Raw genomic sequence first — 25,231 nt, forward strand, 5'->3', positions numbered from 1 at the left:
GGGTCAGCAGGGCTTGTGCTGTCCAGCGTCGCCGATGAACTGCCACTGGCGTATGCCTGGCCATAGCTGAATCATGCCGCTTCCAGCGGCGCCAGTTCCTGAAGGGGCCGCCGCGGCGGCCCCTTGGACCTTACAGGTCCGGCAGGCCCAATCGTCTCCGCAGCGCCGCCACTAGAATGATCGAGATCTGCGCCAACGCATCCTGATCGCGCGTCAGCTCGTCATACATATCCAGCAGCTCCGGTGGGATCTTTCCCATCCGGGCTGCCTTGAAGGCCTCCATCGAGACCACCTGAGCCTTATGGCGCTCATCTTCCATGTCCTTCTCCAGCGTCTGGCGGCGAGAGTGCCGCCCTCTGCATGCCTTGGACCCGCCTCCAAGCCTGTTGCAGGGAAAAGAAAAGCAGCACCACCATCCATGGACTGGCCCTTCTCCTCCAATGGCCACCGGTTCTCAGCGTGATGGCTTCACAGAAGGATGACCGTTTGATCTTCCACAGGATTTCTAAGCGGCATGTCATTGATTCAATCGAACATCGAATCGTCCTTCAGGGATAGGGGGGCTTGGAGGGTTCGAGCAACCGTTGTGCAACCTCTCTTGACGCCCCTCTGCAAAAGCAGCCCGCCAAGAGGTAAACGTGAAATCGATCAGGACCGCTTTGCTCGTTATCTCGTTGTCCAGTCCGTTCCACTTGGCTTACGCCCAGTCCCCAGTGCAAGGCGGCGGCGCCTCGGTGCCGGCAAACCTCTACAAGGGATCAGCAGACAGCATTCTTCCAAACAGCTTCAGCTACGCCGTAACGGGCTCCGGCAAAGAGAAGAAAGCGTTTCTCAGCAATGATCCCAGTCTCTTCGGGAACATCGGCACAGTACATTTTGCGGCAGGCGATTCCGTTCTTACGGCGACCGAGTTGTCCGACTACACCAACGCCGACAACGTACCCACAACCAACCAAAAATATGGAGCGCTCATCCAGATTCCCACGGCGCTCGTACCAGTCGTGATCCCCTTCAACAAGCCCGGCGCGAAGCTTGACCTGTCCATCAACGATATCTGTGGTGTCTTCTCAAGCAAGATAGCGGACTGGTCTCAACTATCATCGGGTTTGTCGTCGGGTCAGAGTGGCCCGATCACTGTGGTTTACCGCTCGGAGAGCAGCGGTAGCACTGAAGTTCTCACGCGTTTTCTGTCTGCGGCATGCAAGTCGGTTGATTTGTTCGGGACTAGTCTCAAACAGCAAAGCAACTGGAGTGGATCGGCGCCGGGCTTCTCGATCCAGACGAGCTTCGCCGGCTTGTTCTCAAACAACATGGCGCCCTCAAACTTTCTCCCTGCCGTGGCAACGGGAGACACCTCGCTGCTTGATACCGTCAATTCTGGTAATGGCCGCATTGGATACACTGGCCCAGACTTGATGGTCAACCCGGACGATGCCACGAAAGTGGCCCGCGTGATTGGGTTCTCGCCCAAATATGTGAGCATCCCCGCAACGATCGGTGCCGTTAGTCCGCCCACAAGCGTGTTGCAAGCGCCATTCGTTCATTCCTTTTCAATCACTACGGAAGCGCAGGTGATTCCAGCCAGGATCAAGGGCCCAATGACGCGACATTACGGGCGCACTGGTTCTACCCACTGGATAGGAGTTGGCGTGAGGCGATCCAGACACGATTCGCTCTTGCAAGTAGTTCGACCGGACTGAACAACCCGGACGCCTGCAATGGAATGGGGCGCCCCTAGCAGGGATGCGACATCACGACGTTGGAAAACAGGGGCCGGCTGTCATGCCGGCCCCTGCCCCGCTGCCCGCCTCTGGACAGCAGCGGCGGCTGAACGATTTCAGCGTCGGCCCTGACCGCGCGTGACTGTTCAGGAAGATTGCCGTAAGATCCGTTTCGTTGGGCAGGGTCAGTGTCAGCGTTTATGACGGCATTGGCCGCAAAGCCTTGCAGCACTTGAAGAAGCCGGGGGTGCATTGGTTTCGACGGGGGTTGTGAAGTCGCCTGGCGCATGCCGAGGGGGTAGCTTTCCTCGTAAATCCAGCTGCAAAACTCTAGTTGCCAACGACGACAACTACGCTCCGGTCGCTCTCGCAGCCTAAAAACTGCGGTGCGTGACCTTCTGCCGACTTAGGCGGAGCCTCGAAACTGCTTGTGTCCATGCTCGCAGCGTAGAGTCATTATCATGGAATCGCGCTGGGCGGCTGCCTGTCAGTCCGGCACTAGAACACAACAGGCTGGTTCCCGGGTGCGCTTTGCACACCGTGCTGCTCGGGGATGAGATTCAACGGTGAGCTAAGCATGTAGTGCTGGGGATGGAGTGCCTTCGGACGGCGGTTCAATTCCGCCCACCTCCACCAACGAACGGTTCGTCAAGGACCGGAGAAGCCCGGAAATTCCACCAACGTGGGTTTCCGGGCTTTTTTATTGCCCGCCTCGCCTCGCCGCGGAGTTCACCGCCCAGGCGCAGTCGCGATTCGATGCCGTCAAGCAATGTCGACACCGCGCATCTTCTCTCACCTTCGACATCACTAAATCACTTCAGAATTTTCCCAGCCTCCCATTGGGGGGGATGTGTCCGCGAAGCCGTTCGTCCCTGGTCGCCATCAAGAGGAGACCACGGAGCACCCGCACCCTTCACATGAAGCCGCGCCCGAGGGGCACGGCCTGTTCGACACATCTTTCACAAAGGAACTGTATCCATGCGTACGTCGCTTCGGGTTTCCCTTGCCAGCGCCATCACCCTGGTTCTGGTCAGCGCCCCCGCCTTCGCCCAACCCACCGAACGGGTATGGACGCGAGGCATGGCCAGCAACGAGCAGTACAGCAGTTTCATCGTCAAGTACCGGGACGGCAGCAGCAAGCGCGTTTCGGCTACCACCGCACAGGATGCGCTGAAGAAGCGCCTCGGCATCCAGCAACGCAGCAAGCGCTCGATCGGCGCTGCGCCGGCCCCAGCCGTGACCCACCAGCGCCGCATGGGCGGTGGCGCCGACGTCGTCACCACGGACAAGGCACTGGATCTTCCGGAAGCGCAGATCCTGATGCAGCGCATCGCCGACGATCCGGACGTCGAGTATGTGCAGCCGAACTACATGATGAGCGCGTTCGCCACACCGAACGATCCGCGCTACGGCGAGCAGTGGCACTACAGCAATCCGACCAGTGGTGCGCGCCTGCCGGCCGCGTGGGACCGCTCCACCGGCCAGGGTGTGGTGGTGGCTGTGGTCGATTCGGGGTATCTCAACAACAACGACCTGCAGGCGAACCTGTTGCCGGGTTACGACATGATCTCGTCCACCCGCCCGTTCAGTGATTGGCAGTGCATCATCGGCGGACTCAATCCCGGCTGTGGTGGCTCCGACGATGGTGACGGACGCGACGCCGATGCCTTCGATGCCTCGGGCATCGCACACGGCACGCACGTCGCTGGAACGGTCGCTGCGGTGACCAACAACCAGATCGGCGTCGCCGGCGTGGCCTACAACGCGAAGGTCGTGCCGGTGCGCGTACTCGGCAACCAGGGCAATGGCGGTTCCGCCGACATCATCGACGGCATGCTCTGGAGTGCGGGTATCAACGTGCCCAACGTCCCGGCCAATGCCAACCCGGCTGAAGTCATCAATCTCAGCCTCGGCGGCCGCCGGGCCTGCTCGCCGGCCGAGCAGGATGCAATCGACGACATCACCGCGCAGGGCACGATCGTGGTGGTCGCCGCCGGCAACAGCAATCTGGATGTGTCCGAGTTTGCTCCGGCGAACTGCAAGGGCGTGATTGCGGTTGCCGCCAACGATCAGGGCGGTCGTCGCGCGTTCTACTCCAACTACGGCGCAGGCATCCACATCACCGCACCCGGTGGTGAAACCTGGTCCTGCCGCGCGTCCGTCGGCGAGTTCCTGCCGCTGGCCACGCCGCCGAACCAGACCAACTGCGCACCGACCCGCCAGCATCCGGCACAGGGCATCCTGTCCACCGTGGGCAACAACGCCTTCGACTTCATGTCCGGCACCTCGATGGCGGCGCCGCACGTCGCCGGCATCGTCGCGCTGATGCAGGCAGTGGCGCCGGTGCCCAAGACCACCGACCAGGTCAAGGACATCCTGCGTCGCACTGCGCGCCCGATCGCCGCAGCAAACTGCCCGGGGGGTTGCGGGCCAGGCATTGTCGACGCCGCAGAAGCGGTGAAGGCGGCCAGCAACTGATGGCATGGCGCAGCGGCCCGGCAAGGTCGCTGCGCCTTCGTCGCGCATCCGATCTGTACGCGCAGGCAACATCAGCAGGCCCATAATCCGGTTCCGCGCCCGGTGCCGGGCGCGCTGCTCCGTCACGTACAGAAGGACCTGCAATGAGAACCAGAAACACCGCGTTCGCCGTGGTCATGACCGCTCTGGCCGCGAGCTCGGCTACCCACGCAGCCCCGCCGCCTGCCATCGCCCCCGCCGGCACCGCAACGCTGGAGGCCCTGCTGGCCTGCAAGGCAGGTTCGAACTTCAGCGAAGCCGAGGCCATCGATGCCCTGCAGGCAGCCGGCCTGGCCAGGAAGCCTGGCGGCACGTTCGAGCCGGAAACCACGCCAGTCGCCCTGTTCGGCGGTACCGTCACCCATGCCGATGTGAATGTCGCCGAGGGCGAGAAGAGCGTCTTCGTCTACTTGAACGGTGTCGATCCGAAGCGCCTCGCCAAGACCTGGTCGGTGACCACGGTCAACGAATACGCCAAAACCGAAGAGCCCTCGTACGTGAAGCGCATCGACAAGCGCCACACCCTGCACGTGATTGCCGGTGACGATTACGAAGGTTATTCCGCCGCCGTGAAGTGCCAGATCGCGCCGTAACGGCCTGACCCGCGCTACAGCCAGCGTCGTACTCGCTGGCGGAAGGCTGCGTATGCCTCAGGAAAGCGGGCCGACAGTGCCCGCTCTTCCGGCACGATCTGCCACCGGTTGATGTACAGCACGAACAGCGGCACAGCCAGCAGTGCGGCCAGGTTCTGCAGGTACAGCATCGCGCCTGCCAGGACAGTGGCCTGGCCCAGATACATCGGGTTGCGTGTGTAGCGGTACACGCCGTGCGTGACCAGCACGCTCGACGCCGCCGGCCGCAGGGGGTTGACCGTGGTGCCCACGCGCCGGAAGGCCAGCTTCGGCAGCAGGTTCAAGACCACGCCGAAGACCATCATCAGACCCGCAAGCAACTCAGGCATCGGTAGCTGCAACGCCCCGCCCGGCTGCCATCGGCTGCCCATATAACCGATGGCGGCGCACAACAGCATCGCAAGAGGCGGAGGAACACGGGTCTCAAGCCAGCGCATCGCAGCCCTGCATTCATCCTGTTCACCCCAGTGTCACACGGAAATGCCTGAATCGCCCGCTTGGCGGCGCTTCCGTGCTCCAAACCGACCGCCCGGTATCTTCCGCTTTGACATGCCGACCGCTAGAGTGGCGCCACCGCGCAGGAGGATCGTATGGCAACCACGGGCTTGGGCTTCATCGGCCGCACGACCCTCATCATCACCGTGCTGCTCACCCTTGGCGGCTGCGCCACGTTGCGCCAGTTCGGGCCGTCGGTGCAGGTGGCCTCGGTCACCCCCGGCCAGTACATCGCCCTGAAGCGCGGCGACATCCTGACCACCGGCAAGCTCAGTTCGGCCACCATGGAAACCCTGCGCGTGGCCGGTCTCGACGAAGGCGTCTGCGCCAAGCCCGGCCTGCCCTGCATCGAGGCCATGGAAGGCAGCATCGTGGTGCGCGAGGAGGACAAGCGCTCAAGCTTGGCCGAGCTGTGGCTGCAGCATGCGATGACCCTGCCGGCGCCCAAGCGTGAGTACTCCACGTCCGGCCGTGCCAAGAGCGCGATCACCGAGCTGGATGCCGATTTCCAACCGCGCCTGGACGCGTGGATGCAGGTCGCGCGCCAAGCCTACGCCTATCTGTTCTTCACCGAGCGCACCGCCAACCAGCGTGGTTTCGAAGACCGCCAGACCCAGGTGCGCGACTACTACAACCTGGCCGTGCAGGAAGCCTCGGTGCAGTTGTACAACGCGTATGCCACCGGGCGCGTGCACAGCCAGGCCAGCCATTTCCAGCTGGGCCGCTGGACCTTCGTGCTGGCACCTTCAGGCGAGGCATCGCCGCTGGATACGCGTACCCCCACCGAACTGGTACCGGCGGCCTCGCTGTCGTTCACCGGCACGCTGCGCAGCGTGCATCGCCGCGATGGCTTCGGTGCCGAACTGGTGGCCGTGATGGAGGATCCGGCCGCCACCACGGCCACCACGCCGCCGGCCACAACACCCGCCGCGCAGGCCGCCACACCGGTCACGCAGAGCTGGAGCGAGATGCCGTCGCCATCGATGACGGTACTGCTGCGCTTCTCCGGAAAGAACCTGTGGGAAGTGCTGCACGACGACGAGCCGGAACTGGAGATCCACGATCCCTACCAGGTCACGGAAGTCACTCTGCATGGGCAGCAGGTGCCATTGGCCGCGAACTTCACCGCAGGCTACGCATTGTGGCTGGCGCGCTCCAACTTCAGCCACCAATCACTGCGTTCGTTGTTCGGTGGCAAAGGCGGCATCGACACGCCGCATCTGTACATGATGCAGCCCTACGATCCGAACCGCCGCGTGCTGCTGATGATCCATGGCCTGGCCAGCAGTCCGGAAGCCTGGGTCAACGTCGCCAACGAGCTGATGCGCGACGACGAGATCCGCCAGGACTTCCAGGTCTGGCAGTTCTACTACCCCACCAACATGCCCATCGCGATGAGCCACGATTCGATGCGCCACACGCTGGATGAGGTGTTCAAGCATTTCGACCCCAGCGGCAAGGCGCAGGCTTCGCATGACATGGTGCTGGTCGGGCACAGCATGGGTGGCGTGATCGCGCGGCTGATGATCTCCTCTTCCGGCGAGCATCTGGTCGACACCCTGCTGGAGACTGCGCAGATGACGCCGGCACAGCGTGAACTGCTGCGTACCAAGGGCGCACCGGTACTGACCTTCCTGCCGGAGCCGGAAGTATCGCGCGTGGTATTCATCGCCACGCCACACCGCGGCACCGATGTGGCGGGCACCCGCCTGGGCCGCTGGATCGGTCGCCTGGTGCGGTTGCCGCTGACCCTGCTGGAAGACGTCGCCACCATCGCCAACGACGGCCAGATCGATCGCAACGACGGCAAGCACGGCTACCAGATGAACAGCATCCAGAATCTGGACAAGGACGATCCCTTCGTCCGCGCCGTGGCGGACCTGCCGATGTCGCCGAAGGTGCACTACCACTCGATCATCGCGCGGGCCAAGGCCGATGGTCCGCTGGAAAAGACCGACGACGGGCTGGTGCCCTACTGGAGCTCGCACCTGCCGCACGCGGATTCGGAGAAGGTGATCGTGTCCGGGCACAGCGTGCAGGAAGCCACGCCGGCCATCGTCGAACTGCGGCGGATCCTGCATGAGGACATGCAGCAACACGGGAACCAGGCCAATTAGCCGTGGGCAGCTGAGGGAAATCCCTCATCGCGCGTGCGCACCCACCCTCCTATGCTGGCCTCACATTTCCCGCAGGAGGTCTGCATGAACACGCAAGAGCCCAGCCGCCAGCCCAGCCCCGACCCGGCCGAGCGCGATGCCTTCTTCCCGTCGCCCTACTCGCTGTCACAGTTCACATCGCCCAAGAGCAACCTTTCCGGTGCCGACTACCCGGATGCGCGCCGCGATGGCCGCTGGAAGGTGCTGATGATCGCTGCCGACGAACGCTATCTGCCAACTGCCAATGGCCACCTGTTCTCCACCGGCAACCATCCGGTGGAGACCCTGCTGCCGATGTACCACCTCGACAAGGCCGGCTTCGGCATCGATGTAGCCACGCTGTCGGGCAACCCCGCCAAGTTCGAGTGGTGGGCATTTCCAAACGAGGACAAGGAAATCGGCGGGCTGTACGAACGTTATGCCTCGTGCTTCCGCCAGCCGCTGCCACTGGACGAGGTGGTCGCCGGGCTCGATGCAGATTCGGACTATGCGGCAGTGTTCATCCCCGGTGGCCATGGCGCCCTGATCGGACTGCCGCAGAGCCGCGCGGTGAAGTCCGTCCTGCATTGGGCGATGGCCCAGCAACGCCACATCATCACCCTTTGCCACGGTCCGGCCGCACTGCTGGCTGCGGGCGTGGACGAGGCCGATGGCGGTTCGCTGTTCCGCGGCTACCGCATCTGCGCCTTCCCCGATGCGATGGACCGGCAGACGCCGGAGATCGGCTACATGCCTGGACAGTTGCCGTGGTTCTTCGGTGAGCGCCTGGCACAGCGGGGCGTGCAGATCGTCAATGACGGCATCGATGGCAGCGTGCTGCAGGACCGCCTGCTGCTGACCGGCGACAGCCCGTTGGCTGGCAATGCGCTGGGCAAACTGGCTGCACGCGCCCTGCTCGACGCCTTGGCCGGGCGCTGAGCCGGATGACCGAGCTGGTGCAGGCGCTGCTGGAGCTGGAACGCGCCCGTTCGCTGAGCGCGGTGGGTGCAGTCCTGCGAGGCATCGCGGCACCGCTCGGCTTCGACCGCGTGCTGGTGTTTGCCACCGGCACCGGGCTGGAGCGGGGTACGCAACGCGTGTACTGGATCGAGGGCGACTGGTTCGGCGATGGCAGCGATACCGACCTTGCGCGCTACCTCCACGCCTGCCCCGTCAATCGCCACGTGCTGGACAGCAACGCGCCGTTCTTCTGGAGCAAGCGCCTGGGCGTTCGCGGCGAGCGCTACCAGGTGGTGAAGCAGCCTCGCGGCGAAGGCCTGCATGGGCTGCAGGTGCCGGTGTTCGGCATCACCGGCCTGGAAGGCGCGGTCAGCGTTGCCGGTACGTCAATCGACGCGTCGGCCAACGCGCGCCTGCGGCTGGAAGCTGCTGCAACCGCAGCATTCCGGGCCGCGCGCCGTCTGGCCGAATCGCCTGCCGAGCGTTCGGGAAGCGCACTGAGCAACCGCGAGCGCGAAGTGCTGCGCTGGGTCGCCGCCGGGCGCCGGCAAGCTGAGATCGCGGCCACGCTTGGGCTTTCCACGCGCACGGTGGAGAACCACCTGCGCCACGCGCGGCAACGGCTGGGCGTGGCGACCACCGCGCAGGCAGTGCGTGCCGCCAGCCGTCGCGGCGAGATCGAAGACTGATCGCGGCGAGGCACTTCCGGATCTCTGGTTCGCGTGTTACACACGCCATGCGCATGTGCGCGATTGCAGAAAGCAAGGATGATGCTTATGAAACTGCAACTGGCCGCGATGGCCGCATTGATGTTGGCATTGGGTAGTGGGATACCGGCGACTGGCCACGCGGCCGGGTCCCCCGGATCGACGACCGATTGCGTGCCCGTAAGACTTGGGCCCAACCTCGTGCATCAGCGCTGCACCGTCACCCGCACTCTGGCAGACGGCACCGTTTTCACGTCGGTGTACTGGATAGACGAGAACGGTCAGTGGTACCTCCCGGCAGACTGATCTGCATCGGACACCGACTACGGCTACAAGGAGTGTGATCAATGACGCTGCACAATCGAATGACCGCTTTTTCTTTCGCTGCAGTAGTTGCACTTGCGGCCCTGGTGCCCTCGCCGCCGGCGAATGCAGCCGAAGAGGTCGGCCTGCAGGAGGAGTGCGTGCCCTTCCGCATCAGCGGCAACGTGTTCCACCAGCGTTGCACGCTGTACGTGGTCCATGACGACGGCACCCGCGTGGCCAGCGACCACTACAACCGCGACGAGAACGGGATGATCTACGACCCCTGATCGGGCAAGGGGCATCTGCCGGGCGGAGCGTCCAGCGTCCGCCCGGCGCCTCCAAGTCGCCCATCCCGGCATACCGCTGCCCTCGCCTCCATGGCATGCTTCGTGAAACCGTTTTCATGGAATGGAGGGATTCCACGATGTTGTCGCGTTTCCGTCGCCCTGCGCTGTCTGCGCTGCTGGCGCTTGCTCTGCCTGCCGTCGCCTGGGCTGCTGCACCGGCGCCGCTGAAAGTAATGTCGTTCAATGTCCGCACTCCGGCCGATACCGAACCGGGCAAGCGCTGGCCCGACCGTCGCGATGCCATGGTCAAGGTGATCCTCGACGCGCATCCGGCGGTGATCGGCACGCAGGAGCTGGTGAAGGAACAGGCCGACTACCTGTCAGGGCACCTGCCCGGCTACCGCTGGTTCGGTGAAGGCCGCCGCGGTGGCAGCGGCGATGAACACATGGGCGTGTTCTACGACAGCAAGGTGCTGGCCATCGAGGAATCCGGCAACTTCTGGTTGTCCGACACACCCGATGTACCCGGCAGCATCACCTGGGGCAACCTGTACCCGCGCATGGTTACCTGGGCCCTGTTCCGGCGCCTGGACGACGGCCGTCGCTTCTATTTCATGAATACCCACCTGCCCTACCGCGACGAGGACGAACCACGCCGGGTCAAGGGTGCCGAGCTGATCGGCAAGCGCCTGGAAGCCCTGCCGGCCGACCTGCCGGTGGTGTTGACCGGTGACTTCAACAGCGAGCCAGGCGGTGACACCTACAAGGCGTTCACCCGCCTCCTGCTGGACACCCGTACCCAGGTGAGGGCTCCGCAGGGTCCGCGCCTGACCTTCCACAACTTCACCGGCAAGGCCACCGTACAGCTGGACTGGGTGCTGGTGCGGGGCTTCCATGCGCGCAGCTTCCTTACCGATGATCGCCGCATCGATGGCGTGCTGCCGTCGGACCACTTCCCGTTGGTGGTCACGCTGGACTGGCCGAAGCACTGACTCCCTGCGGCAGCCGTGGCTACGGCGGCGGCTGCCGCGACAACAGCCGGTACAACGCCTGGTGCTGGTTGCGCGCCTGGCAGATGCGGGCGCCGACGGCGAGAAACACGGCAACGCCGATCAGCCCCAGCCCCAGCATCGGATCGGGCAGCCGCAGGAAACCGATGGCAGCGGCCATCGTCGCCAGCACCATCAGCACTACGACCGCTACCGACAGCCCTGCGCCAGGCGGTCCCGGATCACCAAACAGCATGCGCTGGGTATCGCGTTTGTCATCGCTCATCGCCTTCCCTCCTGGACTCTGCCCCACTAGTTACACCGCAGGCCCCGGTTCTGGCAGAGTCAGAAACGTCATGACTGTGACAACGTCCACAGCACGCGACACGCTACCCTTCCTCCATTCCCAATCTGCGGAGGACGTCATGGCGCACCAGAGCCGTCTGGCCGGATTCATCATCGACTGCCAGGACACGCCCGCTGACGAAGGCGCACGCTTCTGGGCGGCCGCACTCGGCCTGCAGGCGCAGCCATCGTATGCCGAAGATGGCGCCGAGTACGCCGACCTGCAGGGCGCTCCCGCGGGCCTGAACGTGGAAGTACAGCGCGTCGATCACCCTTCACGGGTGCACCTGGACATCGAGAGCGACGACATCGACGCCGAGGCCGACCGCCTGGAGAGGCTCGGCGCGCGCCGGATCGGCTTCGTCAAACGTTGGTGGGTAATGGAAGCACCGACCGGCCACCGCTTCTGCATCGTGCGCATGCGCGAGCGCGAGGTGCCTGCCAATCACTGGCCCTGAAAGAAGAAAGGGACGGAAGCCACTGCTTCCGTCCCCTGCGGTTACTGCACCTGCGCCACACTCGGCGGCTGCGGTGATTGACCCCATCCCCCCAGCGCCTTGTACACGCCCACCACGCTGACGTTGACCTCGGACTCGGCGGCCGCCAACGCATCATCGGCCGCCAGTTGCGTGCGCTGCGCATCCAGCAGGGTCAGGAAGTCCTCCGAGCCCTCGCGGTAGCGGATCTGCGCCAGCGACTCAGCGCGGCGTGCCGCCTGCGCCTGCTCGACCACGATCGTCAGCCGCGCCTGCTGCTTGGAATAGCGGGTCAGCGCGTTTTCGGTGTCTTCCAGTGCCAGCAGCACGGCCTGCTCATACTGTGCTGCCACGCCTTCGGCCTCGGCCTTGCTGGCACGCAGGCGTGCACGCACGGTGCCGAAGTCGAATGCTGCCCAGCTCAGCGACGGGGTCAGCGACCAGGCCTTGTTGTTGCCATTGACCAGGCCACTTGCATCGCCGCCGAGGAAGCCGACGAAACCGGACAGCGACAGCCGCGGGAACAGGTCCGCAGTAGCCACGCCCACGCGTGCGGTAGCAGCGGCCAGGCGACGCTCGGCCACGCGCACGTCGGCGCGTTGGCGCAGCAGCTCGCGGGTATCGCCCAGCGGCAGTGCCTTGGCGAATGCCGGCACGTCATGTGGTGCCAGCATGGCGGTCAGCGTTTCCGGGCGCTGGCCCAGCAGCACCGCCAGCCGGTTACGCGACTGCGTCTCGGCCACTTCCAGAAGCGGAATGTCGGCCTCGATCGCCTTCAGCCGTGCACGGCTGCTCTGCACGTCCAGCTCACTGCCGGCGCCCAGCTCCCAGCGCGCCTCGGTCAGCTTCTGCGTATCGCGCAGGTTGACCAGCGTGTGCTGGGCCACGGCGATGCGCTTCTGCGTACCGCGCAGCTCGAAGTAGTTGCGCGCCACTTCGGCGGCGACCAGCACCTGCGCATCGGCCAGGTTGGCCTGCTCGGCGTCGAGGTCGGCGCGCGCGGCTTCTGCAGCACGGCGCTTGCGGCCGAACAGATCCAGCTCCCAGCCGGCGTCGAAGCCGAGCTGGTAGCTTTCACTGAACACCCGCTGCCCACCCAGCTGCGGATCGGGTTGCTTGCGGCGGTCGTAGCTGCCGCCTGCGGTGATGTGCGGGGCCTGGTCGAAACGGCTTTCGACGAACACCGCGCGGGCCTGGCTGACGCGGGCCACGGCCACGCGAAGATCCAGGTTGTCCGACAGTGCGCCATGCACCAGCTGTTCCAGCACCGGATCATCGAACTGCGCCCACCAGCTGGCCACCGGCGAGGTGGTACTGAACACCGGCTGCTGCGCACCCTGCAGCACCACAGGCTCCTGTACCGGCGCCTTGTAGTTGGGGCCGACGCTGACACAGCCTGCCAGCACCAGGCTGGAGACGGCCATCGCCAACGTGCGGATCACCATGGCAGCACCTCGCCCAGGTAGGTGAAGCTGCCGCTGGCGCCGGATTCACCGATCAACGCCATTTCCACGCTGGAACGTGCGCCTTCGCTGATTTCGATTTCGCCGTTGCCGCCGTTCATGTCGGTCTTCACGTAACCCGGATGCACGGTGTTGACCTTGATCGGGGTATTGCGCAGTTCGTAGGCCAGACTCAGGGTCCAGCTGTTCACCGCCGCCTTGGAGGCGTTGTAGGCCGGGATCTTGAAATCGTAGATGCCCGACGCCGGGTCGGCGTGCAGGGTCTGCGAGCCGAGCATGCTCGATACGTTGACGATGCGCCCGGACTTGGCCTGCTTGACCAGCGGCAGCAAGGCCTGGGTGACTGCCACCAGCGCATACACGTTGGTGTCGAAAGTGCGCTTCCAGGTATCGAGTGACTGTTCCGACGGTGCCTGCGCCGGGTTCTCGATCATGATGCCGGCGTTGTTGACCAGGATGTCGAGGCGGCCATGGCGCTGGCGCACCTGCTCGACCGCTTCGGCGATGCTGGCCGCGTCGGTCACGTCCAGTTGCAGGGCTTCGACCGGCAGGCCTTCAGCCTGCAGCTTCAGTGCCAGCTCCACGGCGGTCTCACGCTTGCGACCGGCCAGCAGCGTGTGCACGCCAGCCTGGGCCAGCTGGCGCACAGTTTCCAGGCCGATGCCACGGGTGGCGCCGGTGACCAGCGCGATCTTGTTCTGATGGGTGTTCATGGATGCATGCCTTGTGAGGGGAAAGCCGCCACCGGCCAATGACCGGCGGCGACGGGGTTCCATATCAGTGGTGGATGGTCGGCTCGCCGTGCTGCACCAGCTGGCCACCACCGTTGCGGGTGACGAACTTGCGCAGGGCCACGTAGAACACCGGGGTGAGGAACAGGCCGAACAGGGTCACGCCCAGCATGCCGGCGAACACGGTGATACCGGTCACCGAGCGCACTTCGGCGCCTGCACCGTGCGACAGCACCAGCGGCACGGTGCCGGCGATGAACGCGATGGAGGTCATCACGATCGGGCGCAGACGCAGGCGGCAGGCTTCCAATGCCGCTTCAACGATGCCCTTGCCGCCCATCTCCAGCTCTCTGGCGAACTCGACGATCAGGATCGCGTTCTTGCACGCCAGGCCCATCAGCACCACCAGGCCAACCTGCACGAACACGTTGTTGTCACCACCGGTCAACCACACGCCGAACAGCGCGGACAGCAGGGTCATCGGCACGATCAGGATCACCGCCAGCGGCAGCGACCAGCTCTCGTACAACGCGGCCAGCACCAGGAAGGCCAGCATGATCGCCACCGGGAAGACAATGAAGGCCGCCTTGCCCTGGGTTGCCTGCTGGTAGCTCAGGTCGGTCCATTCGGTGGTCATGCCCACCGGCAGCACCTTGCCGGCGATCTCGGTCAGCTTGTTCATCGCCTCGGCGGAGGACAGCAGGCGCGGGTCGGCTTCACCGGCCAGGTCAGCCGCCGGATAGCCATTGAAGCGCAGCACCGGGTCCGGGCCGAAGGTCTGCTTGATGGTGACCATCGAACCGATCGGCACCATCTCGCCGCGGTCGTTGCGGGTGCGCAGCTTGCCGATGTCCTCGACCGTCTCGCGGTACGGACCGTCGGCCTGGGCGATCACCTGCCAGGTACGGCCGAACTGGTTGAAGTCGTTGACGTAGGCCGAACCGAGGTAGGTCTGCAGGGTGTCGAACAGTTCGGTGAGCTGCACGCCCTGCGCCTTGGCCTTGACGCGGTCGACCTCGGCATCCAGCTGCGGCACATTGGCCTGGTAGCTGGAAATCGGGAAGGCCATGCCCGGCGTCTGCGCCACGGTGCCCTGCATCGCCTGTACGGCATTCTGCAGCGCGCCGTAACCCAGGTTGCCACGGTCCTCGATGAACATCTGGTAGCCGTTGCCGTTGCCCAGGCCGAGGATCGGCGGCGGCATCATCGCGAAGGCGAAGCCTTCCTGCAGCCCGGCGATCTTCTGGTTGATCTCGGCGTTGATCTGCGCGGCGGTGCGGCCATGGCGCTCGGCGAACGGCTTGAGCGGAATGAACGCCACACCAGTGTTCGGCGTGTTGGTGAACTGCAGCGCGTTCAAGCCCGGGAACGAGATGGTGTGGGCCACGCCATCGGTTTCCTGGGCGATCTTGGCGACCTTGCGCAACATTTCATCGGTACGCGCGATCGAGGAGCCTTCCGGCAGCTTCACACCCGCGATCAGGTACAGCTTGTCCTGGGTCGGGATGAAGCCCGGCGGCACCAGCTTGAAGATCACGCCGGTACCGACCAGCAGGATCGCGTAGACCACGAACACCGCACCACGACGGCCGAGGATGCGGGCCACGCCACGCTCGTACTTCTCCGAGCTGGACTTGAAGAAGCGGTTGAACGGACGGAACACCCAACCGAACAGGCGGTCGATCAGGCGGCTCGGGCCGTCCTTCGGGGCACCGTGGGCCTTCAGCAGGCGCGCGGCGAGGGCCGGCGACAGGGTCAGCGAGTTGATCGCCGAGATCACCGTGGAAATGGCGATGGTGACCGCGAACTGCTTGTAGAACTGGCCGGTGACACCGGACAGGAACGCCATCGGCACGAACACGGCGCACAGCACCAGCGCGATCGCCACGATCGGGCCGGAGACCTCGCGCATGGCCTGGTGGGCCGCTGCGGTGGGCGACAGCCCTTCCTCGATGTTGCGCTCGACGTTCTCCACCACCACGATCGCGTCGTCGACCACGATGCCGATCGCCAGCACCAGGCCGAACAGGCTCAGCGTGTTGATCGAGAAGCCCAGCAGGTACAGCGCGGCAAAGGTACCCACTACCGACACCGGCACCGCGATCAACGGGATGATCGAGGCACGCCAGGTCTGCAGGAACAGGATCACCACCAGCACCACCAGCGCGATGGCTTCCAGCAGCGTGGAGACCACAGCCTTGATCGAGTCGCGCACGAAGATGGTGGTGTCATACACCGCTTCGTACTTCACGTCGGCCGGCATGGTCTTCTGCATCTCGTCCATCGTCGAGATGACCTGGTCGCGGATTTCCAGCGCGTTCGCACCCGGCGACTGGAAGATACCGATACCGACCGCGTTCTTGCCGTCCAGCTGCGAGCGCAGGGTGTAGTCACCGGCACCCAGTTCCAGGCGGGCCACGTCGGACAGGCGCACGATCTCGCCATCGGTGCCGCTCTTGAGCACGATGTCGCCGAATTCCTTTTCGGTCTTCAGCCTGCCCTGGGCGTTGATCAGGGTCAGGAACTTGCTGTCCGGCAGCGGTTCGGCGCCAAGCTGGCCGGCCGACACCTGCACGTTCTGCTCGCGCATGGCGCGCACCACGTCGCTGGCGGTCAGGCCGCGCGAAGCCACCTTGTCCGGGTCCAGCCAGGCGCGCATGGCGTAGTCGCCGCCGCCGAAGATCTGCGCGTCACCCACGCCCGGAATACGCGCCAGCGCATCCTTGACGTGCAGGCGCGCGTAGTTGCGCAGGTACAGGGTGTCGTACTTGCCTTGCGGCGAGGTCAGGTGCACCACCATCAGGAAGGTCGGTGACTGCTTCTGCGTGGTCACGCCCTGCCGGCGCACGTCCTCGGGCAGGCGTGCCTGTGCCTGCGCCACGCGGTTCTGCACCTTCACCGCCGCTGCGTCCGGGTCGGTGCCCGGGCGGAAGGTGACGGTCATCTGCAGCACGCCGTCCGAGCCGGCCACCGACTTCAGGTACATCATGCCCTCGACGCCGTTGATCGCTTCTTCAAGCGGCGTGGCGACGGTCTCGGCAATGACCTTGGGGTTGGCGCCCGGATACACCGTGCGCACGACCACCGACGGCGGCACCACTTCCGGGTACTCGCTGATCGGCAGGATTGGAATCGTGATCAGGCCTGCGGCGAAGATCACGATCGACAGCACCGCCGCGAAGATCGGCCTGTCGATGAAGAAACGGGAAAAGTCCATGGAGGAATTCCTGGGAAAGGCATTCGGCGGGCAACAGCCGCCCTGCCCCTCGTCACGTTGACGAAGGCAGGAACGGCTGCCGCTGGCGCCGGCAGCTAAGCGGGGACGCGGATCAGTGCTTCAGGGCGGCGGTGGCATCGCGGCCCGGTGCCGGCGCCGGCTGTGGCTGCATCGCCACCGCCTTGGCCTGCACCGGCATGCCCGGCATGAAGACCTTCTGCACGCCGTCGATGATCACCTTGTCGCCCGCGGCCAGGCCGTGTTCGACAATGCGCAGGCCATCAGCGGTGCGACCGAGCTGGATGTCGCGGCGCTGGGCCTTGCCATCCTTGTCGACCACGTACACATACTTGCGGTCCTGGTCGGTCAGCACGGCCTTGTCGTCGATCAGCAGGGCCTGGAACTGGCCGCTGCCGAGCAGCTGCACGCGGGCGAACAGGCCCGGCGTGAACTGGCGGTCGGCGTTGTCCAGCAGTGCGCGGACGCGGATGGTGCCGGTGCTGCGCGCCACCTGGTTGTCGAGGAAATCGACCTTGCCCGAGTGCGGATAGCCCTCTTCCCCGGACAGGCCGACCTTCACCGGCAGCTCGCTGTCCCGCTCGCTCGGGCGCTCGCCCTTGCGCGCCATCTGGGCGTAGCGCAGGAAAGTGCTCTCATCGGCATCGAAGTAGACGAACACCGTGTCCAGCGAGACCAGCGTGGTCAGCACGCTGGCGCTGTCGCCGGCGGTGACCAGATTGCCAGCGGTGACCATCGCGCGGCCGGCACGGCCGTCGATCGGTGCCCGCACCTTGGTGAACTCCAGGTTGAGCCGGGCCGCGTCCAGCGCCGCCTGCGCGGCCTGCACCGCAGCACCGGACTGGTCGGCCGCCGCACGACGCTGTTCGGCGGTCTCGGTGGAGATCGCCTGCTGCTCGGACAGGCGCTTGGCACGCTCGGACTCGCTGCGGGCCAGCGTAGCCTGGGTGCGGGCACGGGCCAGTTCTGCGGCAGCGCGATCGTACTCGGCCTGGTAGCTGCGCGCGTCGATGGTGAAGAGCACTTCGCCCTTCTTCACTTCCTGGCCTTCGACGTAGTTGACCTTGTCGATGTAGCCGGACACGCGCGGACGCAGTTCAACGCTCTGTACCGCTTCGACGCGGCCGCTGAATTCGTCCCACTGGCTGACCTGCTTGACCAGCACCGGCGCTGCGCTGACCTGCGGCGGAGGCGGTGCACCGGCTTCTTCGGCATGGCCGCCGCTGCAGGCCGCCAGCACGGCCGCGGCGAGGATCGACACGCCGACCATCGCGATGCGATGGCCGAAACGATGTGGGGTGGTATTGGGGGAAGTCATGGCATGCATCCGTACGGAGGGGTGGTACAGCTAGATGAGAACGTGTTGCAAAAATCGGCGCCGCATACTGCGACCTCAACCATGGTCGAGGTCAAGCGACGCCTGCGGTATCGCGCCACAAAGGGGGAACTTCCAAGTGCAGCAGGCCACGCGGCAGCTCGGCATCGCTGCTATCACAGCGGACGATGGCGCGGTTGTCGCGGCAACCATCCAGCAGCGAGACCACGCGACGGCCGACCAGCAGCGAGCTGGGCCACTCGATGCAGGCATTGGCCGCGTTGGCCGGGGTACAGACGGGGCTGCAGACTTCCAGCATCTGCGCGCGCACGCCCAGCGCCTGCGCTTCCTGGTGCACCACCTGCGCGTACATGCGCAGCGCAGCGGTGGTAATCGAGGTCTCGCCGTAGCCCGCCCACGGCTTGGCGTTGGCCGGGCTGCCGATCATCACGTAGCGTCGTGCGTGCACGTTGTCCTGCAGCAGCGGCAGCAGGTGACGCACCGCGTGCACGTGCGGCATCAGGTCGGCCTGCATCGCGCCCAGCAGTTCATCGCCGTTGCGGTCGGTCACCCGGCCGCGACGATAAGGACCACCCATTGCGGCGATCACGGCGGCCAGCGGACGCGGGCGATGCGCGATGCGTTCGGCCAGTGCGCGCGCCGAGCCGTCATCGCTGAGCGAACCCAGCAGCGTCTCCAGGCCCGGCTCGTCGGCGAACTGCTCATGCAGCGCCGCCAGCCGGCCCGGATCGCGACCGACCACCAGCACCGGGCTGCCGGCTTCCAGCAATGCGCCAACCACGCCCTGGCCGACGGCACCGGTGCCGCCGAGGACCAGGACTTCGGGCGTCAGCATCCCATTCACGGGACATTTCCTCCCAAATCCGGGATAGTCCCGATTCGACGCACCCGGTCGCCCTTGTGCGAGACCAGACGGATGGCACCGCCACGCTGCTGACGCATGGGCGCGGTAAACTCACGAAAGTCCTTGTGTACCAAGGAACTCGGGCGGACTTCAACGGTCATTGCCAGGTCCAGGCTGCTCTGGCCGGCGTTCCGGAGACGGGCAAGAATGTTGCGCAGGCTCATGGCGGACGGGCTCCAATTAACGAATGGCGCCACGATAGACCTCAAACCTTTACTTGATTAGTCCTGATTAAGGGGAATAATCATCCCGCTCCCGGTCCAATCGTTCTGTCACGATTGTCCCATCCCCGACGTCCAGGATCCCAGACCATGTCCCACGATCTCAACGAGACGCTGATCTTCGTCAAAGTGGTCGAGCAAGGCAGCTTCATTGCCGCTGCCAAATCGCTCGGCCTGCCCAAGACCACGGTCAGCCGCAAGGTGCAGGAACTGGAGACGCGCCTGGGTGCGCGCCTGCTGCACCGGACCACGCGCCGCCTCGGCCTGACCGAAGCCGGTTCGATCTATCACGAACATTGCCAACGCATCGCACGCGAGCTTGAAGAAGCCGAGAGCGCAGTGAGCCAGTTGCAGTCCGGGCCGCGTGGCTGGCTGCGCTTCACTGTGCCTTACTCGATCGGCATCACCTGGATTGCGCCGCTGCTGGGCCAGTTCCATGCGCAGTATCCAGAGATCCGCCTGGACATGCATATGGGCAACGAGAAGCTGGACCTGATTGCCGGCGAAGCCGATCTGGCGCTGCGCGTGGGTGCCCTGCCCGATTCCAATCTGGTCGCGCGCAAGCTCGGCAGCCTGCGCACGCAGGTGTTCGCCAGCCCAGCCTACATCGAACGTTATGGCGAGCCGCTGCATCCGGAAGAATTGCAGTTCCATCGCATCCTGGCGATGCGCAAGCCGTACCACACCGGCAACTCGCCGCGCTTCACCTGGCAGCTGGGCGAGAACGGCGGCGAGCTGCGCGACTTCCCTGTTACCCCGCTGATGACCGCCAACGACATGTCTGCGCTCAATGGTGCGCTGGTGTGCGGCGAAGGCCTGCTGCTGACCGGCGACGTGATGGCCAAGCCGTTCGTTGAATCGGGCATGGTGCGCCGCGTGCTGGCCGGCTGGACCGGCCCGGAAGTGGACTTCAACGCCGTGTTCGCCGGTGGCCGCCTGGTCTCGCCGAAGGTGCGTGCGTTCGTCGACTTCCTGGTCGAGAAGCTCAACTTCGACGCCAACTACATGCTGGCGCAATGCCCGGGCGCGAAGCTGGCACAGCAGCAGAAAGAAAAGGAAGACGCTGCGCTGGAAAGCAGCGGCAAGCGGATCCTGGAGAAGGTGGCCGCTTCGGCGGCATGACCGAGGGTATCCACGCATCGCGTGGATCTACCCGAGCGCGCGATGCCGCTTTCTGTAGCGTCGAAGGTAGCGGCAGGAGCCGCTACCAACGTCGCTTGCGACGGCCCGACGGGTGCCGGTCAGGACGACCGGCATAGCCATGCTCGACTGCCTTCCGAACGGCGCCGACCAAAGCTGGCATCTACCAGAAGAGGTAGCCGAGCGTGGCTCGGCTCTACAGGCGCTATCGGCGTGCCGAGCAATGCTCGGCACCCACAAAAATGCCGCCTGCAAGGGCGGCATTTTCGTTCCGGCCGATGGCCGGAACGGCTCAAGCAGTAACGCGTAGCGTTACTGCTTGAGCGGAATCACACGGATTTCGACACGGCGGTTCTTGGCGCGGCCGGCGTCGGTGCTGTTGTCGGCAATCGGGTACGACTTGCCGGCGCCCAGCGTTTCGATACGCACGCTCTGCACGCCCTGGCCGATCAGGTACTGCGCGACCGAGTCGGCACGTTCCTTCGACAGGCGGTTGTTGACCGCGTCGCTGCCGATGCTGTCGGTGTGGCCGACCACTTCGATCATGGTCTGGTTGTAGTCACGCAGGGTGCCTGCCACGCCGTTGAGCGAACCATAGAACTGCGGCTTCAGGGTCGACTTGCCGAAATCGAAGGTGATGCCGTCCGGCAGGTTCAGCATGATGTTGTCGCCCTGGCGCTGCACATCGATGCCGGTATTGGCGGTGCGCTCGCGCAGTGCGCGTTCCTGGCGATCCTGGTACTGGCCGACCGCGGCGCCGCTGAGCGCGCCGATACCAGCACCAATCAGGGCATGCTGACGGCGCTCGGTGGCGCTGTCGCCGGTCAGCAGGCCGGCGGCCACGCCGATGGCGGTACCGATCAGGGCATTGCGGCCGGTGCGGTTCTGCTGCTCGGTCGGGTTGCCGTACTGGTCACTCTGTACGTAGGAGCCGCCGGTGGCGCAGGCCGACAGGACGGCCGCACTCATCAGGGCCAATGCGACGTTGCGGGTGGTGTTGCGGATCATGAGGTTCTCCTTGGTTTCCGGTCGGCCGGCGGCCTGCGGGCGCAAAGAGAATAAACAGCCCGATGCGATGCCGGAATGATGATCCGGCACGCCGACAGGGCCGCGTTCAGCTAACTGACCGGATCACTCAACCCGCACTTTACCCCGCTCCTGACTGACGGTAGGCAGCCAGCGCGGCATCGCGGCCAGCCGCCAGATCCACCAGCGGCGTACGCGGATAGCCCGGGGCATGCGCCGCCAGCAACTGTGGATGCTGCCACGGCGCGAAGCGCGCCTTCACCGGCAGCGCCGCCAGTTCGGGCACCCAGCGGCTGATGTAGCGGGCCTGCGGGTCGAACTTCTCGGCCTGGGTGACCGGGTTGAACACGCGGAAGTACGGTGCGGCATCGGCGCCGGTTCCGGCCACCCATTGCCAGCCCATCGTGTTGTTGGCCAGGTCGGCATCGACCAGGGTGTTCCAGAACCAGCGCGCGCCGTGAAGCCAGTGCGCACGCAGGTGCTTGCACAGGTAGCTGGCAACGATCATCCGCACCCGGTTGTGCATGTAGCCGGTGTGCCACAGCTCGCGCAGGCCGGCGTCGACGATCGGCACGCCGGTGTTGCCGCGCTGCCAGTCGTGCAGCTGCGCGTCACTGGGCGTTGCCCATGGGAAGCGATCGAAACGGGGGTTGAGGTTGTCGGTCGGCGTCTTCGGGAAGTGATGCAGCAGGTGGTAAGCGAAGTCACGCCAGCCCAGTTGCCGCAGATAGCCGTCGATGTCGGCGTCGGTGCCCGCACTGCGCAGCCCTTCCAGCGCATGGGCAATACGCCACGGCGCGATCTCGCCGAAGTGCAGGTGCGGCGACATCCGCGAGGTGCCCACGCGATCAGGCAGGTCGCGCTGCTCGCGGTAACCGCGCAACGCGCCATCCTCAAACACCGACAGCGCCTCCAGTGCACCGGCTTCGCCCGGCTGCCAGTGCTCCCAGAAGCCGGTATCCCAGTCCAGTGTCGGTGCCAGCTGGAGATCATCCAGTGCGAGGCTGTCGACCGCGTGTGCCGCCAGTGCCTTCGGTGCGGCCTGCAGCGCAGGCAGGCGCCAATGACTGAGTACGTTGCGCCAGTACGGCGTGAACACCTTGTACGGCTGGCCCTGCTGGGTCGCGATGTCCCAGGGCTCGAAAAGCAGGCTGCCATTGCAGCTCTGCGCGTCGATGCCTTGCTCGCGCAGCGTGCGCTTGATGGTGGCGTCGCGTGGCTGGGTGGCCGGTTCGTACTTGCGGTTCCAGTAGACCGCCCCGGCGCCGGTCTGCTCGATCAGCAACTGCAGGGTCGGCAGGCTGTCACCGCTGCGCAGCACCAGCGAGGAACCCCGGGCGCGCAGGTCGGTATCCACTGCCGCCAGGGAACGGTGCCGCCAAGCATCGGAGGCGGCACCCGGCGCCCACTCGCCTTCTTCGTGCGGCGCATGGATGTAGACCGGCACCACGTCGTGACCGGCATCCAGCGCGGCCTGCAGGGCCGGATTGTCCTGCAGCCGCAGATCACGGCGGAACCATACCAACGCTACCGACACATGCACCGCCTTCGTTGTGGAAGGCGGACATGATAGCCAGCGGCGGTGAAGGAGATGCGCGCACCCGGCCATCCATGCGTGGCGTGGGACTACTGCTTGAATCGCTCCATCGCTTCACTGATCAGCCCGCGCGCCTCGGCGGCGTTGCCCCAACCGTTGAGCTGCACCGGGTTGCGCCCGGCCGGCAGGTCCTTGTAGACCCGGAAGAAGGCCTCGATGCGCTGCCGTTCGATCTCCGGCAGATCGGCCAGATCGCGGATGTTGGCGTAGCTCGGATCAACCTTGTCGGTGGGCACCCCGATGATCTTCTCGTCGTGCTCGCCGCCGTCGATCATCTTCAGGTAGCCGATCGGCCGGAAGCGCACGATCACGCCCGGATGCAGCGGTTCGCGGGTCAGCACCAGTGCATCCAGCGGATCGTTGTCACCGGCCAGGGTGCGCGGCACCGAACCGTAGTTGGCCGGATAGGCGACCGGCATCGACTGGAAGCGGTCCACATGCACCAGGCCGTCTTCCTTGATCTCGTACTTGGTGAAGCTGCCGGCCGGAATCTCCACCGCCAGATTCACTTCCTGCGGGGCCTGCTTCGGCTGCGCCGCCAGGAACGGATGCAGCACGCTATCGGCGGCGGTCACCGCCGTCGCGAGCAGGAGCAGGGCCCCGCCGATGGCAGCCATGGGGACAAGACGGCGTACGGTTTTCATCTGGATTTCCTCATTCCCAGCAGCGATCAGCGCGGCCCTTGGCAGTCTGCGCGCGCGGGCAGTCACGCGGCGTGATGCGGCCTTCGGTCAGCTCCGTGCGCTGCTTGCCACCCTTGGCATCACGGCGCAGTTCGAAGGCATCGTAGAGACGGCCAGTCACGGTGCGTGCTTCATAGCGCAGGTGCTGCGGATCGATGTTCAACACCTGGAACAGCTGGGTGTCTTCGGCCACCGGGTCCATCGTCCTGCGCGCTTGGTCGGAAAGGCGATACTGCTTCGGCCCCGCCACGGTGACCACATACTGCGGCGTCGCGGCCTGCCCTTCACCACGGCGACCATAGGTGTGATCGTGGCCCTGCAGCACCAGGTCGACGTTATGGCGGCGTACCACCGGCAGCAGCACGTCACGCAACGCGGCGTTCTCGCGTCCTTCGCGCGGCGAGTAGAACGGCTGGTGCAGCAGCACGATGGTCCACGGCTGCGGATTTCCGCCCAGTACCTTGTCCAGCCACTGTGCCTGTGCCTTGGCGGTGCCCAGGTCGAGTGCCGAAGTGCCATCGACCACGGCCACGCGCACGCCCTGCGCATCGAACCAGTAGCTGGTCTGCTGCGCGGCGCTGGCGCCATTGCCCGGCAGCGCAAACGTCACCGGCCAATGCTTGCCCAGCACGCGGCGTTCCTGCGGGGTGTCCTCGAACTCCTCGAAATACTCGTGGTTGCCGATGGCCGGGGCCACCAGGGTTTCCTGCGCCAGCCAGCTGGTCGCAGCAAACCACTCGCCCCACTCACTGTCATCCATGTTGTCGCCGCCGCTGACCAGGTCGCCGGCAAACAGGCTCATGCGCGCCTGCGGTGCGACCTTCTGTGCGGCGCGCACTACCCGGCTGACATGGCTGACGTTCTTGTTCTGGGTATCACCGAAGTACAGCAGGGTCAGCGGCTGGTCGGCCGCGGCCAGTGTGCGCAACTGGTTCCAGGCGCTCCAGCTGCCGTTGCCCTGCACGCGGTAGACGTACTGGGTATCCGGCTGCAGGCCGCTGATGTCGGCGCGATGATGATGCGACAGACCATTCTCGGTCTGTAGCGAACGGGTCGTTGCGCGCACCTGGCGGATGCCCTCGATGGCCGGCGAATCTCCGGCGAGGGCAATCTCCAGCAGCGGTGCCTGCACGCTGCCGTCGGTACGCCAGGCGACAGCGAATCCATGGCTGGGATCGACCGCCGGCGAGGCGACGATGCGGTCAGGTACCGTCGTTGCTGCGTAGTGGCGGCTGCCCGCCGGCACCTGGGTATTCGGTTCGGCCGCTGCGAACGACAATGACGGCAACGCCAGCAGCAAGCTCAGCGCCAGCGTACGCATCACG

Annotated in this window: 24 protein-coding genes and 1 other RNA gene; 12 read left to right on the top strand and 13 right to left on the bottom strand. The window is 65.3% G+C overall.

The features are described 5' to 3' along the window. Positions 1–130 precede the first annotated feature (130 nt). Positions 131–319: a hypothetical protein gene (locus G5A07_RS14655; protein ID WP_049454717.1), complete on the bottom strand. Its 189-nt coding sequence runs from the start codon at positions 317–319 to the stop codon at positions 131–133. Positions 320–638: 319 nt separating this feature from the next. On the opposite strand from G5A07_RS14655, the gene G5A07_RS14660 reads away from it, so the two are divergent. The 4 genes from G5A07_RS14660 to G5A07_RS14675 all read left to right on the top strand — a co-directional run bounded on the left by G5A07_RS14660 (position 639) and on the right by G5A07_RS14675 (position 4,831). Continuing rightward, entirely contained in the window at positions 639–1,700 is a 1,062-nt protein-coding gene (locus G5A07_RS14660) for a substrate-binding domain-containing protein (protein ID WP_262405894.1), read from the top strand. 264 nt (positions 1,701–1,964) lie between these two features. After that, positions 1,965–2,357, top strand: a transfer-messenger RNA (tmRNA) gene (gene ssrA, locus G5A07_RS14665). 342 nt (positions 2,358–2,699) lie between these two features. After that, positions 2,700–4,199, top strand: coding sequence for a S8 family serine peptidase (locus G5A07_RS14670; protein WP_228355232.1), 1,500 nt, complete (start codon positions 2,700–2,702; stop codon positions 4,197–4,199). Positions 4,200–4,342: 143 nt separating this feature from the next. Beyond that, a complete protein-coding gene (locus G5A07_RS14675) occupies positions 4,343–4,831 on the top strand; it encodes a hypothetical protein (RefSeq protein WP_191863501.1) in 489 nt (162 codons plus the stop codon). Positions 4,832–4,845: 14 nt separating this feature from the next. Here the strand turns inward: G5A07_RS14675 and G5A07_RS14680 are convergent, their stop codons facing one another. Then, positions 4,846–5,307 carry an isoprenylcysteine carboxylmethyltransferase family protein gene (locus G5A07_RS14680; protein WP_191863502.1) on the bottom strand — a complete coding sequence of 154 codons (462 nt, stop codon included), beginning with the start codon at positions 5,305–5,307 and terminating at the stop codon, positions 4,846–4,848. 153 nt (positions 5,308–5,460) lie between these two features. On the opposite strand from G5A07_RS14680, the gene G5A07_RS14685 reads away from it, so the two are divergent. The 6 genes from G5A07_RS14685 (at position 5,461) to G5A07_RS14710 (ending at position 10,752) form a co-directional block, all read left to right on the top strand. Beyond that, on the top strand, positions 5,461–7,482 hold the full coding sequence (locus tag G5A07_RS14685; RefSeq protein WP_191863503.1) for an alpha/beta fold hydrolase: 2,022 nt from the start codon (positions 5,461–5,463) through the stop codon (positions 7,480–7,482). 84 nt (positions 7,483–7,566) lie between these two features. Beyond that, entirely contained in the window at positions 7,567–8,439 is an 873-nt protein-coding gene (gene hchA, locus G5A07_RS14690; protein ID WP_049483081.1) for a glyoxalase III HchA, read from the top strand. Between the two features lie 5 nt (positions 8,440–8,444). After that, positions 8,445–9,149: a PA1136 family autoinducer-binding transcriptional regulator gene (locus G5A07_RS14695; protein ID WP_019661232.1), complete on the top strand. Its 705-nt coding sequence runs from the start codon at positions 8,445–8,447 to the stop codon at positions 9,147–9,149. Positions 9,150–9,236: 87 nt separating this feature from the next. Continuing rightward, positions 9,237–9,473 carry a hypothetical protein gene (locus G5A07_RS14700; protein WP_021203968.1) on the top strand — a complete coding sequence of 79 codons (237 nt, stop codon included), beginning with the start codon at positions 9,237–9,239 and terminating at the stop codon, positions 9,471–9,473. A gap of 59 nt (positions 9,474–9,532) precedes the next feature. Continuing rightward, positions 9,533–9,760 carry a hypothetical protein gene (locus G5A07_RS14705; protein ID WP_227200225.1) on the top strand — a complete coding sequence of 76 codons (228 nt, stop codon included), beginning with the start codon at positions 9,533–9,535 and terminating at the stop codon, positions 9,758–9,760. Between the two features lie 137 nt (positions 9,761–9,897). Further along, positions 9,898–10,752 (top strand): endonuclease/exonuclease/phosphatase family protein, encoded by an 855-nt coding sequence (locus G5A07_RS14710; RefSeq protein ID WP_053442842.1) that lies wholly within the window; start codon positions 9,898–9,900, stop codon positions 10,750–10,752. A gap of 19 nt (positions 10,753–10,771) precedes the next feature. Here G5A07_RS14710 and G5A07_RS14715 read toward each other — a convergent pair whose 3' ends face one another. Next, complete coding sequence (locus tag G5A07_RS14715; RefSeq protein ID WP_010484415.1) at positions 10,772–11,035, bottom strand: hypothetical protein; 264 nt, start codon at positions 11,033–11,035, stop codon at positions 10,772–10,774. A 139-nt stretch (positions 11,036–11,174) separates the two neighbouring features. Here G5A07_RS14715 and G5A07_RS14720 point away from each other — a divergent pair, with 139 nt between their 5' ends. Beyond that, positions 11,175–11,552, top strand: a complete 378-nt coding sequence (locus G5A07_RS14720; protein ID WP_010484413.1) for a VOC family protein — start codon at positions 11,175–11,177, stop codon at positions 11,550–11,552. A 41-nt stretch (positions 11,553–11,593) separates the two neighbouring features. Here the strand turns inward: G5A07_RS14720 and G5A07_RS14725 are convergent, their stop codons facing one another. From G5A07_RS14725 to G5A07_RS14750, 6 genes are all read right to left on the bottom strand, one after another. After that, positions 11,594–13,015, bottom strand: a complete 1,422-nt coding sequence (locus G5A07_RS14725; protein WP_053442841.1) for an efflux transporter outer membrane subunit — start codon at positions 13,013–13,015, stop codon at positions 11,594–11,596. Continuing rightward, on the bottom strand, positions 13,009–13,746 hold the full coding sequence (locus G5A07_RS14730) for an SDR family oxidoreductase (RefSeq protein ID WP_191863504.1): 738 nt from the start codon (positions 13,744–13,746) through the stop codon (positions 13,009–13,011). Before G5A07_RS14730 ends, G5A07_RS14725 begins: the two co-directional genes overlap by 7 nt. Positions 13,747–13,810: 64 nt before the next feature. Further along, a complete protein-coding gene (locus G5A07_RS14735) occupies positions 13,811–16,981 on the bottom strand; it encodes a multidrug efflux RND transporter permease subunit (protein ID WP_019338348.1) in 3,171 nt (1,056 codons plus the stop codon). Between the two features lie 112 nt (positions 16,982–17,093). Continuing rightward, positions 17,094–18,317 carry an efflux RND transporter periplasmic adaptor subunit gene (locus G5A07_RS14740; protein WP_005409110.1) on the bottom strand — a complete coding sequence of 408 codons (1,224 nt, stop codon included), beginning with the start codon at positions 18,315–18,317 and terminating at the stop codon, positions 17,094–17,096. A gap of 91 nt (positions 18,318–18,408) precedes the next feature. Continuing rightward, entirely contained in the window at positions 18,409–19,179 is a 771-nt protein-coding gene (locus G5A07_RS14745) for an SDR family NAD(P)-dependent oxidoreductase (RefSeq protein WP_019338346.1), read from the bottom strand. Beyond that, the gene (locus G5A07_RS14750) at positions 19,176–19,403 is read right to left on the bottom strand and encodes a hypothetical protein (RefSeq protein ID WP_191863505.1); all 228 of its coding nucleotides are present in this window, start codon (positions 19,401–19,403) and stop codon (positions 19,176–19,178) included. Before G5A07_RS14750 ends, G5A07_RS14745 begins: the two co-directional genes overlap by 4 nt. A gap of 147 nt (positions 19,404–19,550) precedes the next feature. On the opposite strand from G5A07_RS14750, the gene G5A07_RS14755 reads away from it, so the two are divergent. Then, positions 19,551–20,582, top strand: coding sequence for a LysR family transcriptional regulator (locus G5A07_RS14755; protein ID WP_005409107.1), 1,032 nt, complete (start codon positions 19,551–19,553; stop codon positions 20,580–20,582). A 330-nt stretch (positions 20,583–20,912) separates the two neighbouring features. Here the strand turns inward: G5A07_RS14755 and G5A07_RS14760 are convergent, their stop codons facing one another. From G5A07_RS14760 to G5A07_RS14775, 4 genes are all read right to left on the bottom strand, one after another. Then, complete coding sequence (locus tag G5A07_RS14760; protein ID WP_010484399.1) at positions 20,913–21,608, bottom strand: OmpA family lipoprotein; 696 nt, start codon at positions 21,606–21,608, stop codon at positions 20,913–20,915. Between the two features lie 139 nt (positions 21,609–21,747). Beyond that, the gene (locus G5A07_RS14765; protein WP_191863506.1) at positions 21,748–23,163 is read right to left on the bottom strand and encodes a deoxyribodipyrimidine photo-lyase; all 1,416 of its coding nucleotides are present in this window, start codon (positions 23,161–23,163) and stop codon (positions 21,748–21,750) included. Between the two features lie 89 nt (positions 23,164–23,252). Beyond that, positions 23,253–23,867, bottom strand: coding sequence for an inorganic diphosphatase (locus G5A07_RS14770; protein WP_191863507.1), 615 nt, complete (start codon positions 23,865–23,867; stop codon positions 23,253–23,255). 10 nt (positions 23,868–23,877) lie between these two features. Beyond that, positions 23,878–25,227, bottom strand: coding sequence for a metallophosphoesterase family protein (locus G5A07_RS14775; protein ID WP_262103067.1), 1,350 nt, complete (start codon positions 25,225–25,227; stop codon positions 23,878–23,880). Positions 25,228–25,231: the final 4 nt, after the last annotated feature.

The sequence above is a fragment of the Stenotrophomonas sp. AS012628 genome (genome assembly GCF_010608305.1).
In the GTDB taxonomy this organism is placed as follows: Bacteria; Pseudomonadota; Gammaproteobacteria; order Xanthomonadales; family Xanthomonadaceae; genus Stenotrophomonas; species Stenotrophomonas geniculata.